Below are 17152 nucleotides of genomic sequence, written 5' to 3' on the forward strand. Positions count from 1 at the left end.
GGCCTTCCTGCATCACTACAATCACCACCGACCCCACACCGCCACCGGCGGCCTACCACCCATCACCAGGTTGACCAACGTCCCTGGACAGCACATCTAGAGACCGTTCGGCATCGACGCGCCCGCGGACCGCGGGGCGCTGAACGCGGGCGGGGTCACCGTGGCGGTACTGGCCTACGGGGTGGACCGCCCCCACCCGATGGGCAACACCGCGCTCTTCGGCCAGATCGCCGAGACCGGCCTGCAGGTCAGCGAGTGGCCGCCCGGTGCCGAGCCGATGCGCCCGCGCTTTCTTTACTGACTAGCCCGAAGACCCGGAGGCGCCCGAGGGGGAATGAAAGTCCGTCGTCGCCTGAACTCAAGGACCGAGTCGTTTCCACCAGACATCGATGACGACGTCATCGGCGAGGACATCGTCGATGTCTCGATGAAGTTCGAGCTCAACGACTCGGGCATCGTTAGGTCGGAACGGGTACTTGGGGTCGGGCATACCCAGCAGCGGCCCGAGTGCGTCGATGGCGGGCTTCCACAGGGCCGACCAGTTGCGCCGGCTCGAGACCCCGAACCGGATGCACAGGGCGATCGGGCCGGATGGCAAGGGTTCGCTCGACACCCTGCGGCACGCCTCGTGGATCGCGTGCTTCCAGGCAGGCGACTGCGCGGAGGTGGTCGTGCGGATGTGCAATTGTGCCGATTCTGGCAGCTCCGCCTGTCGGGCCGCGACGCCGACAGCGATGGTTGATTCCGCGCGTTGTAGTTTGCGGCCGAATACCGCCGCAACACGGCTGGCCCCGATGCGACGTACGACCGGTAACAGATAGTTGTCCAAGTCGCGCCCACCGCGGTCTGGTGGGACTGTTGCGGGCAGCCCCACGACCAGCTCCAGTGCCAGCGGCTCAGCGGACGGCAAGGCATCGGTGCCGACAAGCGCCATTAATTCATCCAGGTATGTACGCAGCCGCCGCTGATCTGGGTGGTTCGCTGCGTTCCAGCTCTCCAGAACCGGCACGCCCGGCAGCCCAATGCGCAACGCTGTGTCCGGCCTCGCAAAGAGTCTCGTCACGGCACGAGTATCGAGGCACACGCCGAGGTTGAACCAGACCGAATCCGATATCCGTTCATGCCGGCAGTCTCGCGAGCCCTCGGGCGTCGAGGCCCGCGATGCACTCCCGAGCCTCCGTCCTCGAGATTTGGCTCCAAGTGCGGTCAGCCGGTGCCTCAGGGTGCGAGGTGAGACGGCTACGGCAGGCATTGAAGCGGTACCGATTGCTCGCCGGCGCGGTTCAGCTGATGCAGGCAGCCCGGTAACCGATGACTGGCTGGCTCCGTGCTGTTGGGAGGGTCCCATCGGCGGAGCATGCGGTTGGCGGGGCCAGGGTCATGCGGCCCGGGTTGGCAGCATCTCCTGCGGCGGGTTTGCCAGGCTCGGCCGGGCAGGCAGGAGCCAGCCGGACCCTGTCGCCGCAGCGGCCGAGGCGATGACGCGTGCCGGACCGTAGGCGAGCGGCGAGCGGCGGGGGTCGGGAGGCGGCGCGGCAGGCGCGCTGGGCGTCGCGCGCTGGCGGGCACGGGTACGCCTCCTGGTGGCAGCGCGGGTTGGCGCAGTAGCCGGCCGGCCGGGGTTGGGAAGGTGCTGGGCGGCGACGTCGGTGGCGAGGAGCCATAGCAGGACGTCGGTGACGTGGGCCGGTACGGGGCGGCGGTGCGGCTGCGACATCAGTGGCTGCCCTTTCGGCGCGGAGCGACTCGGGTGGCCGCCACCCTGGCCAGCGGTGTGGGGAACCGCTGTCGGGTATGCCGGGGTGGCGACCGTGACGAGTGACGCTCGACCTTCCGCACAGATCAAGTCGTTGCTGAGACGTTGGCGGGTGCGGCCGGCGTCACGTCGCCGCGGGTATCGCGGCGGACACGGAAGGGGTCGGGTCAGCATCGCAAGACGGCGTCCTCGCTCATTGGGCGCGCGAAGTCGCGCACGGCGGGATCTGATGCGTGCACCGCGCGTGAAGACCGCTCTGGTCCTCTGCGCGCTCGAAGGTAGGCCGTCAGCCGTGGACGGTCCGACCGATGTCGCCGAGTGGCTCATCGGCGTCGAGGTCACCGCCGAGGGCCTCGTAGCCGTCCTGTCCGTCCCACTCGATGTTCGCGGGCAGGTCGGCCAGCGCGGCTTCGATGGTGTTCTCCGCCTGGGTGAAGGCGTCCTCGTGGGTGGTGGCGGTGACGTCGATGAGCAGGGGCAGGGTGAGGCGGACCTGCCAGCGGCGGGGCAGCAGCGGCAGGTCGAGGACCTCTAGGAGGCTGTTCGCGCCGTCGATGTTGACCTGGTCTTGGCGGACGCCATCCGCGAGCGCTTCCCGCAGCTGCCGGTGGAACCGATTCAGCGCGTCCGGGCGGGCGTTGTCGGGCGGGGTGCAGGTGTGGGTTTGCCGCAGGTGGGTCAGGATCTGGGCGGTGGTGTGGGTGAGCCAGCCCAGCGGCGCCTGCTGGCCGGGGTGAAAGGCTTCCCAGCTGGTGAGCAGGATGGTTTCGAGTGCCGGCTCACAGGATGTGACGTCCGCGCTGGTCATCTGCGGGGTTCTCCTCTTCTGGCTGGTGAACGGATGTGGAGGGGCCCCGCGGCCGGGATAGGCGCGGGGCGTGGGAGGTGTTGGCGGTGCCGGTAGTGGGCCGGCTCCTACCGGTGCGTATGGGTGCCGCGTGTTCGCGGCAGCGGTCAGGTCGTGACCGGGTAAACGCGGTCAGGCGGGTCAGCGGGCGGGCGGCCGTCGCCGGGACCGGTGATCAAGCCGGCGCCCAGTTGGGCGAGGGCATCGCACTCACGACGTAGGCGGCCGGTGGCTTTGTCCCTCTGACCGAGGGCGCGAGTGAGGGCGTCCGCGACGGCGTCCAGGCGCTCACGCATGAACAGCACCGTGTCCGTGTCGCCGTCGGCGTGAACGTCGCAGAGCAGGTTCGCGGCGTTGGTCAGCACGGCGATCTGCGCGTCGGCCGCAGCAATCGTGCCCGCCACCGCGATCAGCGCACACACCGTGTCGGGATGCTGCGCGCAGGCCTGGTCCAGTTCGTCCGCGTCGAGGGGGTAGCCCTCGACGCGGACGAGTCGTGCCGGGATGTCGAGGTAGTCAGGCACAGGTGTCCTCCCAAGGCGATGAAGTACGGGGTGTTGGCATGTCAGGGCGTGGTGGGAGAGGTCTGGTCGGGCCAGCCGTCGAGCACGGACGGGGGTAGTCCTTCGCGCAGCACTCGGTCGATGAGCTGGGCGAGGGAGTAGCTGGGATTGGCCTGCAGGGCCCGGTCGACGGCGACAGAGGCCAGCGCTCCGGCACCGCTGCGCCAGGCGGCGAAGGCGAGCAGGCTGGCGGGCGGGGCAGCGAGGTCGGGTTGGGCGCGGCGGGTGATGTCGCGCCACAGCGCGACATGCCATGGCTGGGTGTCGGTGGCCCGCCACGCGGCGTCGCGTATCGCCGTGATGGGCAGCAGCACGGAGAGCCAGGCGAGCTCGGCGTCGGTGAGCACCTGGTCATCGGCGTAGCGGGCGAACGTCTTCCGCACGATGTCCTCCCCGGCGCGTATCAGCGCGCCGCGGCCGCCCTAAGCGGAGAGGGCATGGCGGCGTGTCCGGGCCTGGTAGGTGGCGCGGGTGACGGCGGTGCGGGCAGGACCGTCGATGGGAGCGATGCTGGCGACGAGTGCCTGCCGGTCGGGCAGCGTGGTGTGGCCGGCGACGATGGCGCGCATAGCGAGATCGCTGCGATCGGGGTCGAAGGGCAGCCCATCGATAGGGCAGCAGCTGGGGTTCTGGCAGAGGTAGGAGAAGTAGCGGCGGCCGGTGACCCGCAGCTTGTCGGAGACGTCGATGCCGGCGGTACGAAGCCGGGGTGCGACGGTGTCGAGGACCGGGGTGACCCGAGTGGCGGGGCCGTAGCCGATGACGATCGCCGCGGTCACGTCGGCGTGCTGCAGCATGCGCAGTTGCTGAGGCATCACCTCGTCGGCCCAGTCGACCGCCTCAGCCGGGCTGGGCAGGTCGGTGCGACTGGCGACGGCGACTGTGGTGCCGGTAAGGCCGACGAGGACCAGGCTGTCGGTGGGGTGGAAGCCGAGCAGGTAAGGCACGGCGGTGATCAGGTCAGCGGGCGAAGTGATCGGTAGGCGGTGCTGGTTGCTCACGGTGTCTCCCAAGCTTCGGGGTGGAACCCGGGCACAGCTGTGCGGCCGTGCCCGGGGTGCGCGGTTGCGCGGGGTAGCCGGGCAAGCGGCTGCAGGAGGGGCCGGGAAAGGGCCCGACCCGATGCCAGTCCGGGAGGCATGTGGGGTCATCGCTGCCTCTGGCAACGGCGACGCCGGATGCCCAGCGGCCGTCGGGTGGAGCAGGTTCTTGTCAGGCCTGCTCGAGGGCGGTGGCGGTGGCGTTCGCGATGTGCTCGATGGCCTGCACCGGGTCGGCCACCAGGAGGGTGGTGGTGTCGGTGAAGGTGTGCCCGTTCAGGTCTGCGGGGCGTAGCCACAGCACGGCGCAGCCGGCGCGGTGCAGGGTGCTGACGAGTCGTTGCGTTGCCGGGATGTCGTCGAGGTCGCCGTCGGAGACGACCGTGAGCAACCGCAGCCTGCCGGGCTGGCGCAGCTGTAGGAGTTCGTCCGCGAGTTTGACGGCGTCGATGAAGGCGCTGCTGCCGCCGAAGGTTCGCATGTCCTGCACGTGGGTGGGCCGTTGTCGGGGGCCAATCAGCAGGGTGACGTCGCTGCCGAAGGCGATGGTGGCGGTGATCGCCTGGCTGCTGCGGGCGGCGTGGGCGAGGATCCACCCGGCCGACGACATCGGCGCCGCGTACGGGTGCATGGAGAAGGACACGTCGACGATGACGCCCATGTGCAGGGTCGGCTTCGGCGGCGGGACCTGTGTGCGGCGTTGCCAGGGTGTGGCGGTGGGGATGGTGCCGGCGGCGATCTGCGCCTGGGCGGTGATGGCGTGGCGGGTGCGCAGCCTGCCGGGTGGGATGAGGCTGGGCCGGGTGTCGGGTTCGGGTTGGTGGGTGCGGGCGCGGCGCAGCCGGGCGGCGAGGTGGCGGGCGGCTGCGCGTTCGCCGTCGGTGGGGTCGCGTCGGGTCCACGCCGCAGGGGCGGAGAACCGGGCGGTGATCTGCCGGGCCCGGTACTCGATGGGGGTGAGGCCGGCGGCGTGGGCGAGGTAGTCGGTCAGGGCCCGGGCGAGCCGGCCAGCGAACACACCGGTATCCGGCACGGGCGTATCTGGTTGCTGATCAGGGTTGATGCCGAGGATGCGGCACCACCGCCACGCCAGGTCGATCATCGTGTCGGCGTCGGTGTCGTCGGTGATGTGGGCCTGCCGCCACACGTCACGCAGCTGCAGCAGGCGTTTGCGGCCGAGGATCGCCGTGACGGCGGCGCGCACACCGCGGATGTCTTTGGCGGTGATGATGCGGGCGTCGACGCGGGCGAGGAGCAGTCCGGCCAGGTGTCCGGCGTGCCACAGGTCGTCGACGGGCGCGTCGCCGGGGTCGAGGAGGGTGGTGACGGTGTGGCGAAGCCACCGCCGGTCGGCGCGCCGGCGGCTGCGCTGCCGGTACTCAATACGCGACTCTTCGAGGACCTTGGCGACGGAGGCCACCACTGGTGGGGTGCCGGGCGGGGTGCGCCACTGGCTGTGGGCGGCGTGGGCGGCTTCGTGCACGAGCAGCCCGTAGGCGGTGGGCACGAGCTTCTTGTGGCCGGCGCGGCGGGGGTTGGCGACGTCGGGGGCACCGATGTGGCTGGCGTCGACTTCGATGCGCCCGGTGTCGGGGTAGAAGCAGGCGGGGGCGCCGCCGCCAGCGCCGGGCGCGACCGTCACGGTCAGATCGGTGCGGCCGGTCAGGACCGGGACGTGCCGGGTCCAGGCGTTGCTCCAGTCCTGCCAGGCAGGATCGGCGACGCCGGGTGTGGTGGTGTCGGGCTGCAGGTGGGTGTGGGGGTGGGGCATGGGGCTCCTTTCAACGTTGCTTGCCGAGGGTCAGCGCGGTGATGTCGGTGCCGAACTGCTGCCGCAGAGCGGCGAGCACCTGCTCCCGGTCGTCTTCGGGAGCGCGGCCGGCGAGATTCGCGACGGCCGCCGGCAGGCCGAGGGTTTTGCGGACGCGGGCGAAGCCGAGCAACTCGCGGAGCTGCGGCGCCCACGACACGCGTCCGGCGGCGAGGTCGGCGTTCAGGGCGATGGCCGCCTGTACGGCGGGGGCGGGGACGCCAAGGTGGCGGGCGAGGTCCCAGTCGGTGGTGACTTCGATGTGCACGTCGAACCTGGAGGCGAGGGCTTCGGTGAGGATCGCGCCGTGCACGCCGGGGTTGTGGCCGGCGATGACGTAGAACCGTTCGACCGCCTCGACGCGTTCGTTGCGGTAGCCGGGGATGGTGATGACCCGCCGGCCGTCCATGGCCGGGTACAGCACGGCGAGGACCTTCGGGGGGATGAGGGTCGCGTCATCGACCAGCAGCGCCCGCCCTTCCCGCATCGCGGCAACGAGGGGGCCGTAGACGAACTCGTAGCCGCCGTCCGGGAGTGGGATGAAGTTGCCGAGGAAGTCCTCGACAACGGTGTCCCCGGTCCCGGCGACGGTCAGCAGGTCGGAGAAGGCGGCTTCGACGAGGGCGGTCTTGCCGGTGCCGGGCGGCCCGTAGAGCAGCACCGGGATTCGCTTCTCACGCAGGCGGCGCAGCACGTCGACGTCGGTGGCGCCGGCGAGCTTGCGGGGAAAGTACAGGTCGCCGTTCGGCCGTGGTACCGGCTGTCGTCTCGACCGGGCACCGCCACTGCCGGTCGGGGTGCGGGGCGGCGGTGGTGGGAGGGTGCCGGCGGCGTCCATGCCGGCCTGGGTGATCTGGAATCGGTGCGGGCCGGTGTGGTGGGTGGCGTACCCCGCGGCGGCCATCTTCTTCAGGGCTTCGAACACCGCCCCGGAGGAGCGGGCGGCGATCGCGGTGGTGATCTCACCGACCTTGAGTAGCTGGTCGGGTTGGCTGGCGAGGTAGGCGGCGACCTGCCGGTAGAGGTAGCCGGGCCGCCGGTCACCGGAGGTCGTCGCGTCCGTGACCGCGTCGTCGGGGCTGGTGGGTGGGGCTGCAGGGTCCATGCTGGGTCTCCTGTCGTAGGGGTGGGGCCCGCGCACCCATCTCCGGGTGCGCGGGCGGTGGTGCGGTGTCCGCGCGGCGAAGACGGGGATTGGCGGGCCGATCCCGTGGCAGGGACGGCCAGCAACCTCGTGAGCTGCTCAAAAGGGGGCGGCCCCGAAGGGCTGCCGTTAGGCGGATGCCGGCGCACACACGCGGGGTGTGGGCGACGACGATGAACGCACCGGGCGCCGGATCGATCAAGTCGAGCAGGCGCAGGCGCGTTGGGCGGGGGCTATCGGCGGCGGAGGGTGACCTCGGTGGTCGGCCGTCGGGAGATCTGCACGGTCAGGCCGAACACACTGCCGTCCGACAGCTCCAGCCACACACCACGGTCGAGGGTGAGGACACCGGCGTCGCGATAGGTACGGGCCGAGCCGATGTGCACGGGTTGGCCGTCGGCGTCGGTCAGCTGGGGCAGGTCGGCGTCGTCGCAGAGCTGGTCCAGCTCATCGCTCGTGAGCAGCTGGAGCACCAAGGCTTGCAGGATCTCCTCGTGGGCGTACTCGCCGAACTCGTCAACGTCGTCGCGCATGCTCGTCCTCCATTCGTAGTCGGGGTGCTCACGGCTGGGTGGTGGGGTCATGGGGCGGTGGGCGCAGAGTTCGGCTGCTCGCTGGGGTCGGAAATGTCGCCGGCGAGGCGGTCGCAGTCGTAGGGGTGCATGGGGACCCACGTCCACGCCCAGCCCATGACGATGTACTCGCCGTCTGCGTTCGGAGCGATGCGCTGCACCGCCTCCGGGTCGTAGTGCACCCGGCTTTCGTCGACGTCGATGACGTCACCGTCGAAGCGCATCCGGGCCATCGACTCGTCCACGAGATCGTCCAGGTCGCTGCCGGTGACACCCTGGTCGGCGAGGTGCTGCCGGTACCGGTCGCGGGCGGCCTGCTGGTCGGCGACGATCGCCTCGGCCACCTGCCGTGTGCAGGTGAACACCGCCCACCCATTCCAGGTGTCGACCAGCGTCCCGATGAACCCCACCGGGATTCGCATCTCGCCGTCGTCGTTCGGTGTCCACGACCAGTCCCCGGCGAACACCCCAGGGCCACCGATCGGCACCTGCTTCGGGTGTAGGTGGCTCAGGTCGCGGTCGTCTCCGGTGGGGCTGAGGATGATCCGGCACTGTCGGGCCACCTCGTCGGTGACCCCTTGGTCGAAGCCGTCACACCAGGCCCCTCGCGTCTCGTCGCACCGGCCGGCGGTCAGCTCGGCCCAGGCGGGCACGCCATCCCGGGCGTCCTCGGCGTACCGGTCACGGTTGTGTGCCTGCGCGTACCGGTCGGCGGACGGAAGCCCGTCGAGGACCGCGGGATCCCCGTCATCGAGGCCAGCAAGGACCCGCCGCGCGGTCGCGGCCACGTTGCCGTGGGCCCGGCCGCCGATGACATCCTGCGCCCACCACCGCGCCGCCTCCGTCCCGGCCATAGCGCCCGCGGCGCGCAGCGCGTCGAGCACCCGCTGCCAGACGGCGTCCGGCGGTACAACCTGACCGGTGCGGCGGATACGGTCGCCGGCGTCGAGGCACATCGCCAGACGCGACCCGTTGTCCCAGTCGACGGTGACCATCCGCTGATCCGGGTCGTAGCCGCACACGGTCCCTTCGTCACCGGGCCGCAGCAGCCTGCACGGATCGTCCGTGTGCTCGAGCGCGATCCGCTCGCCCCGCTGGTAGGTCATCGCCTCGTCCCGTCCGTGGCGTCGGACAGCAGGCGCCACGACCAGCGCGGCACGGGACCGTCGAGCAGCAGCCAGCCGCGGGCGTCGCGGCGCAGCCTCTGAAGCTGTTCGCCGCGGCCGTCGGACCAGATGAGGTCGAACTCGGTGCCCGCGCCGCGCAGCCACGCCACCTGCCGCCCGGTACCGCCAGGCGTGGGCGTGGTGGCGGCGGTGATCGCGTGCGCGGTGGCGTCGGTGAACCGAAGGACCGTCACGGCACCGGGGTGCGCGGCCAAGCAGATGTCGGCGTCGAGTCCGGCGCGAGCGTCCGGCAGCCACAGGTGGGCCGCATCCCAGCGGTGGCCGTGCTCGGTGTGGCCGCCACAGCCCAGCACCCGCTCCACGTCCGGGTCGAGGGGGTGTTGGCCGTGCCGCAGCCAGCGGCCGTGGCAGGTGGCCTCGAAGACGACGGCCGTGTCGGTGGCCACGTCGATCAGGTACATCCACTCGAGGTAGCCCTCCGCCGGGTCGTCGACCCGGCCGCGTCGCACGCCGTCCTGCAGGTCGGTCGCGTAGCCGACGCCGGGCACGACCCGCTCGCCGGGCCGTCCGGTGTTCGGGGCGGCATGGCCAAGGGTGACCCAGTCGTGGCCCAGCAGGGCCTCGGCCATGGCGAGGGTGCGCTGGTCGAAGGTGTGCTGCCAGATGCGCCGCAGCAGCGGCAGCATCTGCTCGGGGTCGCTACCCCAGTGCAACCAGCGGGCGGCGTAGGCGCCTGCGGTCGCGGTGACGCCGATGAGGGTGGAACAGCTCACGGTGAAACCTCCATCAACTATGCGGGAACCGCCGGCCGATCTGGCCGGCGGTGACAAGGGGGATGTCCGGGTTGAGGATCTTTGGCGGGTGGTTCAGGTGACGATGCGGCGGACGGCGGCGAGCTGGCCGCTCCACGCCGCGAGCTTGCTGATCTTGACGACGTCGCCGGTGTGCGGCGCTTGAATCAGCAGGCTGTGTCCGAGGTACATGCCGACGTGCCCGGGCCGGCTGCGGCTGCCGCGGATGCCGGGGATGAACAGCAGATCCCCCGGCCGCAGGGTCCCGTGGTCGGTTACCGGGGTGCCGGCGTGGATCTGCTCGCTGGTGGTGCGCGGGAGGCTGATGCCGGCGGCGCGGTAGGCCTGCTGCAGCAGGGACGAGCAGTCGCACTGCCGGGCGGGGACGCCGGAGTGGGGGGCGGTGCAGTCCCCGCCGAACGTGTAGGGGCTGCCGAGCTGGGCCAGGGCCCAGCCGATCGCCGTGACGACCGGCAGTGGTGTCCCCGCCGGGAGGGTGAACCTGGGCGGTAGCGGGACGGGTGCGCCGCCGAACTGGCCGTCACCGCCGTCGGCGAGGCACAGCGGGTTGCTCATCGCCTGCTCCAGGTCACCCGCGACCGGCCCGGCGGCGGTGCCGCCGGTCAGGACGCGGATCAGGGCGATGGCGTCGTCTTCCCACTTGGCGTAGGCGCCGGGGAAGGCGGAGCGCTGCACCGCCTGCGCCGCGTCGGTGAGCGGCATGGCCTGCCAGCCGTCCACCTCGAGCAGCGCCGTGTAGAACGCGCCGGCGGCGTAGCGGGCATTCTGCAGCTGCGCGGGGCTGCCCCACCCTTGGGAAGGGCGTTGCTGGAACAACCCGACCGAGTCGCGGTCCCCGCCGGGCAGATTGCGCAATGTGGATTCCTGCATGGCGGTGGCCAGGGCGATGACCCAGCCCCGAGGTGGGACACCGCGCTCGGCGCCCACGGCGACGATCGTCGCGGCGTTGGTGACCTGCTCGCCGTTCCAGCCGCCGCCATGGAGGAACCCTTCGGCCGGTGGCGTGAGGTTCAGGGTGGGAAACAGCGGCGCGCCACCGGGGCCCAGCGCGCGGTAGCAGGAGGCGGAGGCGGTGCCGCCGCCGGTGAACAGCGCCCCGATCCCACCAGCGCAGAGCACAAGCAGGGCGACCACTGCGGCGCCGACGGCGGCAAGGGTGCGGGCGCTCACCGTGGCAACCCGGTCGGGCAGCGCTGCGGCTCGGACGGTGGCCGCGTGTCGGCGGGCGCTGCGTGTGGCCGTCGGTGGGCAGGCCGGGTGGTGTAGCCGTCGAGGCGGTATTGAGCCATGGGGTCGCCGTCGTCGGTGTGCACGGTGACGGTCGCGGCCGCGGGGTCGATCAGGTAGATCCGCATCGCGTCGAGATGACCGGCCTGGCACAGCGGGAACACGCTGACCGGCTCCGGCGGATCCACGACGTCGGCCGTGGTGGTGGCGAGGGTCATGCCGACCCCGGGGACCGGGCGCTGCCCGGCGAACGCAGGGGCGGTGGCGGTGATCGTGTCGTCGAGGTACTCCCAGTCGTGGCCGAGGACGGCGGCGGCGAGGGCGCGGGTGTCGTGGTGGGCGTGGCCGGCCCAGATCCGCGCGAGGGTGGGCACGACGGCGGCCGGGTGGCCGTCGCAGAGCACGAACCGGGCGTGCACCAGGTGCGGGTTCGCGGGATCGGTGGTGCCGACGTAGCAGCGGGTGCTCACGAGTGACTCCTTCAACGGAAATTGGGCACGGCGCGTGCCAGCGGCTCGCGCCGTGACCGGACGTGGGTCCCGCCGGGCGGCAGGACCGGGGGCGACAGGGCATGACGAAGGGGCCACGCGACCGTCGCGTGGCCCCTTCTCGCTGGTGCTCGGGTGATGTCCGTGGTGGCGTTTGTGGCCGGGCGTGCGTCAGTTCCCCGCGGATCAGGCGTGTCTCAGGTACGGGGTTCGGGCCATGATGTGACCCGGTCGACGCCTGCCGCCTCGGCCAGCTCGGCGAGGTAGTCGGACCAGCCGGTGAGCCAGCGGGCGGGCAGGCTCGGATTGAACTGCCGGGCGGTCACGTCCACCACCCGCCCATCGGCGAGGTCGTCGTCAGCGTCGGTGACGCAGACGGTGCGGTGCACGAAGGCGAGGACTCCAGCGGGCTTGTTTAGCCAGCCAGCCACGTCGACGACCCGCGCGGGATAGCCGAGATCCCGCAGCCGGGAGGCGGTGGCGGGAGCCCAGGTGAGGCAGTCCCCGTCGACGGGCACTACCGGCACCGACAGCGTCCGCACTGCGGCATCCAGTCCGCGTGCGGCGATCTTCGGGGCCAGGCGGTCGATCGCCCGTCTTGCCTTCCGGTTCGGATCGTCGATGCGGGCCATGCCGTGCTCGGCGGCCTCCTTGCCGGAGCCGAACAGCGGCACCGGAGACACATAGCCACGGGTGTTGCTGATCTCGTCGGGGCTCATCCCCTGCAGGGTGGCCAGGCGCAGGGCGAGGAGTTCGTTGCCGTCGTGGCAGCCGGCCCAGCCGGCGCAGACCCGCCCGTCGGCCTGGTGGCAGAGGAACAGCCCGTGCGGCTGCAGGGCGGTCGGTGCGTCGTAGTCAGGCAGCTTGGCGTATTCGGAGGCGTCCCACACGCCGGAGGGGACGTCGCGGCGGTAGGGGCAGGTGCCGCAGGGCGAGTTGGCCGGTCCACGGGTGTCGGCGTGCCGGTCGCTCATCGGATCCTCCTCGACGCGGATGCGTTATCGGCCGCCGGGTCGGCGGTCCTCTGCGGGTCGACGGGGAGGGTTCCGGCACACGGGTGTGCGGTCACATACCTGCCGCCGCCCCTGCGTGGCACTGAGCGCGTCCTGCCGCCGATCTGGGAGCGGGTCAGGTCGACGGTCGTCATGGGTGCTCCTGGTCGGGGGAGGGCGGCCACGGGGCGGGCGTGGCGCGCCAGCCGAAGATCGGGTCGGTGGTTTCCGCGGATCCGCAGCGGGTGCAGCGGATGTAGGTGTCCTCGCCGTAGCCGGCCATGGAGGGAACGTCGTCCTGGACGATGTCGTCGACGGCGTCGCACACCCGGCAGCGCACCGACGTCCCATCGGGACCGCAGGCGGTGAAGATGGGGTCGTCGTCGGTGGTGTCTCGCCGGGGCTGGGGGCCGGTCATGAGGCCACCTCGCGGCTGCGGCCGCCGGTGATTCGGGCGGTGGCGGCCAAGAGGGCGGCCAGCCCCGGCACCGTGGCGGGCGCGTTGTTCGGGTCGGCGATGTCGTCGACGAGCAGCAGCGGGTGGTCCTCGCCGCGCTGGTGAGTGAGCTGGTAGACGCGGCCGTCGATGTCGACGGCGTCCACGCGGCGCACCTGCCGCCGTTCGCCGTAAACGGTGAGGATGTCGTCGTAGAGGGCGGCCCACGCCAGCAGCCGCGCGTCGGGTTCGCGCTGGCGGATCAGGCCGATGATGGTGTCGAGGGTGGCCTGGTAGGCCCTCGGCGGGTCGGGGTGCTCGAGGCCGGCCGCGAGGCGGTGCAGCAGCGCGGGCAGCCCGGCGGGCTCGGTGAGTAGGTCGTCGGGGTGCAGCGGGAACTCCAGACCGCGCATCCCGTGCAGCGGCGCCGGCCGGGCCGTGTCGAGACGCCGGTCGTGAACGATCAGCAGCGTCGCGGGGCTGCCCCAGCCGAGGGTCTCGGCGTCGGTGTTGGCGGCCAGCAGGCAGCTGGCCAGGGTGTGGACAGCGGGGAAGGACAGCACGTCATCTCCCTCAAAGAGGCGGAAACGGAAGGGACCCCGCAGCCGGCGGCCGCGGGGTCCGTGGATGCATGGGGCGTATCGGGTCAGCAGTGGTGGCGGTCCCGGCTGCGCCGGCCCGGTGCTGTGGTGAGGGGGTGGTGTCCGCAGACGCCGGTGGCGGAGCGCTTGGCCTCGTACATGGCGTCGTCGGCTTCGGCGAGAAGCTGCCGAGGGCTCGTGGGCAGGTGGGTGTGGGCGTAGCCGACGGAGGCGCGGATGCTGACCTCGCCGCTGTCGAGGCGGATGGGGGCGTCGCCGATGGCGCGGTAGGCGGCGCGGGCGACGGCAGCGGTGTCGTCGTGGTCGCCGCGCACGAGCAGCGCGAACTCGTCGCCGGACAGGCGTGCGGCAACCTCGACAGGCGCGTCCAGGCCGGCGAGCAGCCGCCCGACCTGGGCGAGCAGGACGTTGCCGGCGTCGTGGCCGAAGGTGTCGTTGACGGTCTTGAACCGGTCGAGGTCCAGCAGCACCACACCGCACGGCACGCCGTCGGCGAGGGCGGCGCGCAGACGGGTGAGCAGGAGACGCCGGTTGGGCAGGCCGGTGACGTCGTCGTGGGTGGCGTCGTAGCGAGCCGCTTGGAGGGCGTGGTGTTGGTGCCACAGCAGGGCGCCGGCGAGGGCGAGGCCGGCGAGGATCCCGCCGATTGTCGTGACGATCGCGTGCAGGATGGGAGACACTCGTGACGCTCCTTGAATGCGAAGGAGCACCGGGGGCGGGCGTACTCGCGTCCGAAACGTTGACGCCCGGCCCCGGGCTACCTGAACGGGTGCGGCCTATTGGCCGCCGCTGGCGGGGGCGAGCTGGAAGGTGGCCGGGCGTTCGACGGTCTGCACGACCGTGCCGGCGGCCACGAGCTTGATCGCGGCGTTGACGACCGCCCCAGCGCTGGCCTTGGCCGCGCCGCTGCCTTCGTTGGCGTCGTCAATGAGCTTGCACAGCTCACCGGTCTTGTACTGCCGATCCGGGTGGGCCTCGAGGATGTCCAGAACCGCCCCGCGCAACGACCCCCCGGTCCGCCGGTTCTTGGCCGGGCGGGCCTCCCCGCGGGGCGCCTCGACGGCCTCAGGGCTGTCCTGTTCCTGTTCCTCTTCGTGGGCCGGGGTCGAGTCGACCGGCGTCTCGCCGGCGCTGTCGGTGTCGGCGGGAGCGGGCGTGGTGGTCTCGTGGGGTATTGCGTCGGGAACCGGGTCCGCTGCCGGCTCGACGTGGTCGTCACTCGGCTCGTCTGGTTCATCCAGTGCGGCACCGGAGGGCCGGTCACGGTCTTGGCTGCGCTCGTCGAGGGTTTCCACCTCGACAGTGGGGTTGGGCGCGACCGGGTCGGCAGGCGCTTGCTCCCTGATTTCGTGGGAGGCGGTGGCGGCGTGGCCGGCGGCGGTCAGCCGCCACAACGTGCGTCCGTCGTCGGTGCGGAATCGCTCCGTTTGCCCGGACTCTTCCCAGGCCCGCAGCTTTGGGATGGTCGTGGAGTAGCCGAGCCCGGCGTGTTCGGCTACCGCTGCGGCAGTGGCCTCGCCGAGGTCGGCGAGCGCGGCCAGCACTTTGATCGTGCTGTGCGCCGGCATCGTGTCCTGCGATGTGTCGGTCATGCGGCGTGTTCTTCCTGTTGCATAAAGGGCAGTGCACTGATCCACGCTTCGACGGCGGCTGTGATCAAGTGCATGGATATGCGCGGGTGAAAACCCGGACACGGCCGAACGGCCGTGCCTGGGAGCGTGGGGTGCGCGAGTGGCCGGGCAACGGCTAGGTGACTGCTGTGCGTGATGAGCGGGAAGAGGAATAGAGCGGCCTGTCGCAGGCCGAGCTGTGTGGGCGCCCCAAGCCCGGGGCGCCGGGCGGTGGCTACCGGCCGTACGGACGGCCCGCGACGCAGCAGAGGCGAGATCGATCGCCGTCTGTCGTGCTTTCCATGGAGGTGGCGTGCGGGCGGCACGTGGCAGAGGGCCGTGCCAGCGGCCCCGGCGAGCCGGATCCTCGGCAGCATTGCGGTTGGCCCGGGGTGCCTCGGCCGGGTATGCGAGAGGGGCTTTACAGGGCGACGGCGATCAGCCGCTGCTGCGGTGTGAGGGTGTCGAGGTGGCGCAGGGCCTGCTCGAGGTAAGTGATGCGGTCGGCAAGGCCGTCGGTGACGGGGGCGAGCTTGCGCCCATCGGCGGTGAGCAGCGCGTCGCCGACCACTGCGGTGGCGGCGCTGTAGTGCTGGTAGGCCAGCGGCCCGGCCTGGTACATCTCCAACTCCCCGATCCTCGGTTGGCCGTTGCCCGGGTTGGCGGCGGCGTGTAGGCGCATGGCGTTGACGCGGGGTTGGGAATGGAAGTCGCCGGTGGCGGTGTCGTAGCGGTACTTGTCGGGGTTGGCGAGGTGGCGTGCTTCGAAGGCGGGCCACGGGGTGGCGGGTCGGGTGCCGTGCACGGCGTGCTGCCAGATCTGGTGGCGGATGCCGGCGCCGACTGCGGCGGCGTGCCGCATGCCCTGCAGGTCGAGCAGCCCGACGGGTCCGCCGGCGCAGGCCGCGGGCTGGCCCTTACGCAGGCCGAACATCTGGTGCCGCTGCCACAGTCGAAGGCGGGGCGTGGCCCAGAAGTGGGTGGTGAGGGTGCCTGGGACGCCGAAGTGCGTGTCGAGCTGCTGGGTCGTGAGCGCCTCCTCGGGCAGGTCGTCGGGCAGGCACACGATCATCGTGTGGATGGTCGGGGCCGGCGTGACGGCCGACCGCGGGTTGGGATGCCTCGTCGCGGGGCTAGGCGCCGGGTTGGTCGCAGACGTGGCGGCCGCCCGATGGGGGGTCGGTCCTGCGGGCAGGGCGGGCACGCGGCTGCCGTGGCGCGTCAGCGGAGTGCCGTTGACGGTGTGGGTCATGGTCGGGTCCTTCTTCCTGCGGGGCGCGGGCGCGCAGAGGTAGCCAGCCCATCGGGTGCATGGGTCGGCTCGAGGAATGTGGGATTGGTGATGCGGATGGTTGATGCGACCTGCGGGGTCGCCGCGCGGCGTGCGTGCCGACCGGCCGAAGCGGGTGGGCGAAGCGCACCGGTAGATGCGGCGGCGGATCCGTCAGGCGGGACCAAACCGGGTGGGGCGATATGTGGGGTGAGGGTGTTGCCGAAGAAGGTAGCGGCCAACCCTCACAGCTTTCCCCGGTCTCGTCGCGGCCCGGTGACCGGCTTGGCCTGCATCGTGAGAGATCAACATTCGCTTATAGGCGGGTCCTGGGCGGAACGTTGTGAGAGCCGAGTGCGCTCACAGGCAATCTCGTTGTCTGACAGACAGGGTCTGTAGTCACGTTGCTTCGCCGCTGTGAGTGCCGCACATAGGGGCGTCACCTGCGTTGTGAGCAGGATGTCGCCCCCGTCCCGGTGAGCAGGCCCGTCGCCACATTGGGTGGTGCCGCGTTGATCGGCGGGCTGCCAGTGCCACGGCCACCGATGCAACCATGGCCACGAGGTATGCCGCCGAGAGCCGGGTTGCGAGCTGGTCTCCCGGGGCCGTCTTGTGAGATTGATTCTGACGGTCTCAGGAGGCCCCACCCGGACGGCCAAGACTGGCCCCACCAACAAGTGGGGGCACCTCCGCAAAACGTGACGCTCCGGCAGGCCAGCTCGGTCAGCGCCCGACAGGTTGTGAAGGCCATCGCGCGGAATGCGGCAGATCCGTGCACCCGTTCATGGCTCCGCTGTCAGAGGCTCGTCCCGATCTCACGGTCTGTTCGGGCACCCTCGAAGGCACCGATCGCGAA

At 71.4% G+C, this 17152-nt stretch carries 17 protein-coding genes and 1 pseudogene; 1 reads left to right on the top strand and 17 read right to left on the bottom strand.

The window, feature by feature from the left end:
• The first annotated feature begins 112 nt into the window (after positions 1 to 112).
• Positions 113 to 301, top strand: a complete 189-nt coding sequence (locus ACWD5O_RS35170; RefSeq protein ID WP_450087965.1) for a DNA-processing protein DprA — start codon at positions 113 to 115, stop codon at positions 299 to 301.
• 57 nt (positions 302 to 358) lie between these two features.
• Here ACWD5O_RS35170 and ACWD5O_RS35175 read toward each other — a convergent pair whose 3' ends face one another.
• The 17 genes and pseudogenes from ACWD5O_RS35175 to ACWD5O_RS35255 form a co-directional block, all read right to left on the bottom strand.
• Positions 359 to 1009, bottom strand: a complete 651-nt coding sequence (locus tag ACWD5O_RS35175; protein ID WP_450087950.1) for a hypothetical protein — start codon at positions 1007 to 1009, stop codon at positions 359 to 361.
• 1033 nt (positions 1010 to 2042) lie between these two features.
• Complete coding sequence (locus tag ACWD5O_RS35180; RefSeq protein ID WP_450087951.1) at positions 2043 to 2564, bottom strand: hypothetical protein; 522 nt, start codon at positions 2562 to 2564, stop codon at positions 2043 to 2045.
• A gap of 146 nt (positions 2565 to 2710) precedes the next feature.
• Complete coding sequence (locus ACWD5O_RS35185) at positions 2711 to 3127, bottom strand: hypothetical protein (RefSeq protein WP_450087952.1); 417 nt, start codon at positions 3125 to 3127, stop codon at positions 2711 to 2713.
• A gap of 41 nt (positions 3128 to 3168) precedes the next feature.
• Positions 3169 to 4317: pseudogene (locus tag ACWD5O_RS35190) on the bottom strand (DUF4192 domain-containing protein).
• 61 nt (positions 4318 to 4378) lie between these two features.
• Positions 4379 to 5977, bottom strand: coding sequence for a VWA domain-containing protein (locus ACWD5O_RS35195; protein WP_450087953.1), 1599 nt, complete (start codon positions 5975 to 5977; stop codon positions 4379 to 4381).
• A 10-nt stretch (positions 5978 to 5987) separates the two neighbouring features.
• Entirely contained in the window at positions 5988 to 7121 is a 1134-nt protein-coding gene (locus ACWD5O_RS35200) for an AAA family ATPase (protein WP_450087954.1), read from the bottom strand.
• 272 nt (positions 7122 to 7393) lie between these two features.
• The gene (locus ACWD5O_RS35205) at positions 7394 to 7693 is read right to left on the bottom strand and encodes a hypothetical protein (protein WP_450087955.1); all 300 of its coding nucleotides are present in this window, start codon (positions 7691 to 7693) and stop codon (positions 7394 to 7396) included.
• A 47-nt stretch (positions 7694 to 7740) separates the two neighbouring features.
• Complete coding sequence (locus tag ACWD5O_RS35210) at positions 7741 to 8838, bottom strand: DUF4314 domain-containing protein (protein WP_450087956.1); 1098 nt, start codon at positions 8836 to 8838, stop codon at positions 7741 to 7743.
• Complete coding sequence (locus ACWD5O_RS35215) at positions 8835 to 9632, bottom strand: hypothetical protein (protein WP_450087957.1); 798 nt, start codon at positions 9630 to 9632, stop codon at positions 8835 to 8837. Before ACWD5O_RS35215 ends, ACWD5O_RS35210 begins: the two co-directional genes overlap by 4 nt.
• Positions 9633 to 9725: 93 nt before the next feature.
• Positions 9726 to 10238, bottom strand: a complete 513-nt coding sequence (locus ACWD5O_RS35220) for a C40 family peptidase (protein WP_450087966.1) — start codon at positions 10236 to 10238, stop codon at positions 9726 to 9728.
• 599 nt (positions 10239 to 10837) lie between these two features.
• Complete coding sequence (locus tag ACWD5O_RS35225; protein WP_450087958.1) at positions 10838 to 11368, bottom strand: hypothetical protein; 531 nt, start codon at positions 11366 to 11368, stop codon at positions 10838 to 10840.
• A 215-nt stretch (positions 11369 to 11583) separates the two neighbouring features.
• The gene (locus tag ACWD5O_RS35230; RefSeq protein WP_450087959.1) at positions 11584 to 12360 is read right to left on the bottom strand and encodes a DUF6283 family protein; all 777 of its coding nucleotides are present in this window, start codon (positions 12358 to 12360) and stop codon (positions 11584 to 11586) included.
• A gap of 169 nt (positions 12361 to 12529) precedes the next feature.
• Complete coding sequence (locus ACWD5O_RS35235) at positions 12530 to 12796, bottom strand: hypothetical protein (RefSeq protein WP_450087960.1); 267 nt, start codon at positions 12794 to 12796, stop codon at positions 12530 to 12532.
• The gene (locus ACWD5O_RS35240; RefSeq protein ID WP_450087961.1) at positions 12793 to 13377 is read right to left on the bottom strand and encodes a hypothetical protein; all 585 of its coding nucleotides are present in this window, start codon (positions 13375 to 13377) and stop codon (positions 12793 to 12795) included. The genes ACWD5O_RS35235 and ACWD5O_RS35240 overlap by 4 nt, the downstream gene beginning before the upstream one ends.
• 83 nt (positions 13378 to 13460) lie before the next feature.
• Positions 13461 to 14096, bottom strand: coding sequence for a GGDEF domain-containing protein (locus ACWD5O_RS35245; RefSeq protein WP_450087962.1), 636 nt, complete (start codon positions 14094 to 14096; stop codon positions 13461 to 13463).
• A gap of 96 nt (positions 14097 to 14192) precedes the next feature.
• Positions 14193 to 14960, bottom strand: a complete 768-nt coding sequence (locus ACWD5O_RS35250) for a MarR family transcriptional regulator (protein WP_450087963.1) — start codon at positions 14958 to 14960, stop codon at positions 14193 to 14195.
• A 487-nt stretch (positions 14961 to 15447) separates the two neighbouring features.
• Complete coding sequence (locus ACWD5O_RS35255; RefSeq protein WP_450087964.1) at positions 15448 to 16098, bottom strand: hypothetical protein; 651 nt, start codon at positions 16096 to 16098, stop codon at positions 15448 to 15450.
• Between the last annotated feature and the right edge of the window lie 1054 nt (positions 16099 to 17152).

The sequence above is a fragment of the Micromonospora sp. NPDC005161 genome (genome assembly GCF_053599855.1).

What these genes read in the sequence shown, in the direction of transcription:
- ACWD5O_RS35180 (WP_450087951.1), bottom strand. Translation starts at nt 2,564, where the DNA reads ATGACCAGCGCGGACGTCACATCCTGTGAGCCGGCACTCGAAACCATC.
- ACWD5O_RS35195 (WP_450087953.1), bottom strand. Translation starts at nt 5,977, where the DNA reads ATGCCCCACCCCCACACCCACCTGCAGCCCGACACCACCACACCCGGC.
- ACWD5O_RS35200 (WP_450087954.1), bottom strand. Translation starts at nt 7,121, where the DNA reads ATGGACCCTGCAGCCCCACCCACCAGCCCCGACGACGCGGTCACGGAC.
- ACWD5O_RS35205 (WP_450087955.1), bottom strand. Translation starts at nt 7,693, where the DNA reads ATGCGCGACGACGTTGACGAGTTCGGCGAGTACGCCCACGAGGAGATC.
- ACWD5O_RS35210 (WP_450087956.1), bottom strand. Translation starts at nt 8,838, where the DNA reads ATGACCTACCAGCGGGGCGAGCGGATCGCGCTCGAGCACACGGACGAT.
- ACWD5O_RS35230 (WP_450087959.1), bottom strand. Translation starts at nt 12,360, where the DNA reads ATGAGCGACCGGCACGCCGACACCCGTGGACCGGCCAACTCGCCCTGC.
- ACWD5O_RS35235 (WP_450087960.1), bottom strand. Translation starts at nt 12,796, where the DNA reads ATGACCGGCCCCCAGCCCCGGCGAGACACCACCGACGACGACCCCATC.
- ACWD5O_RS35255 (WP_450087964.1), bottom strand. Translation starts at nt 16,098, where the DNA reads ATGATCGTGTGCCTGCCCGACGACCTGCCCGAGGAGGCGCTCACGACC.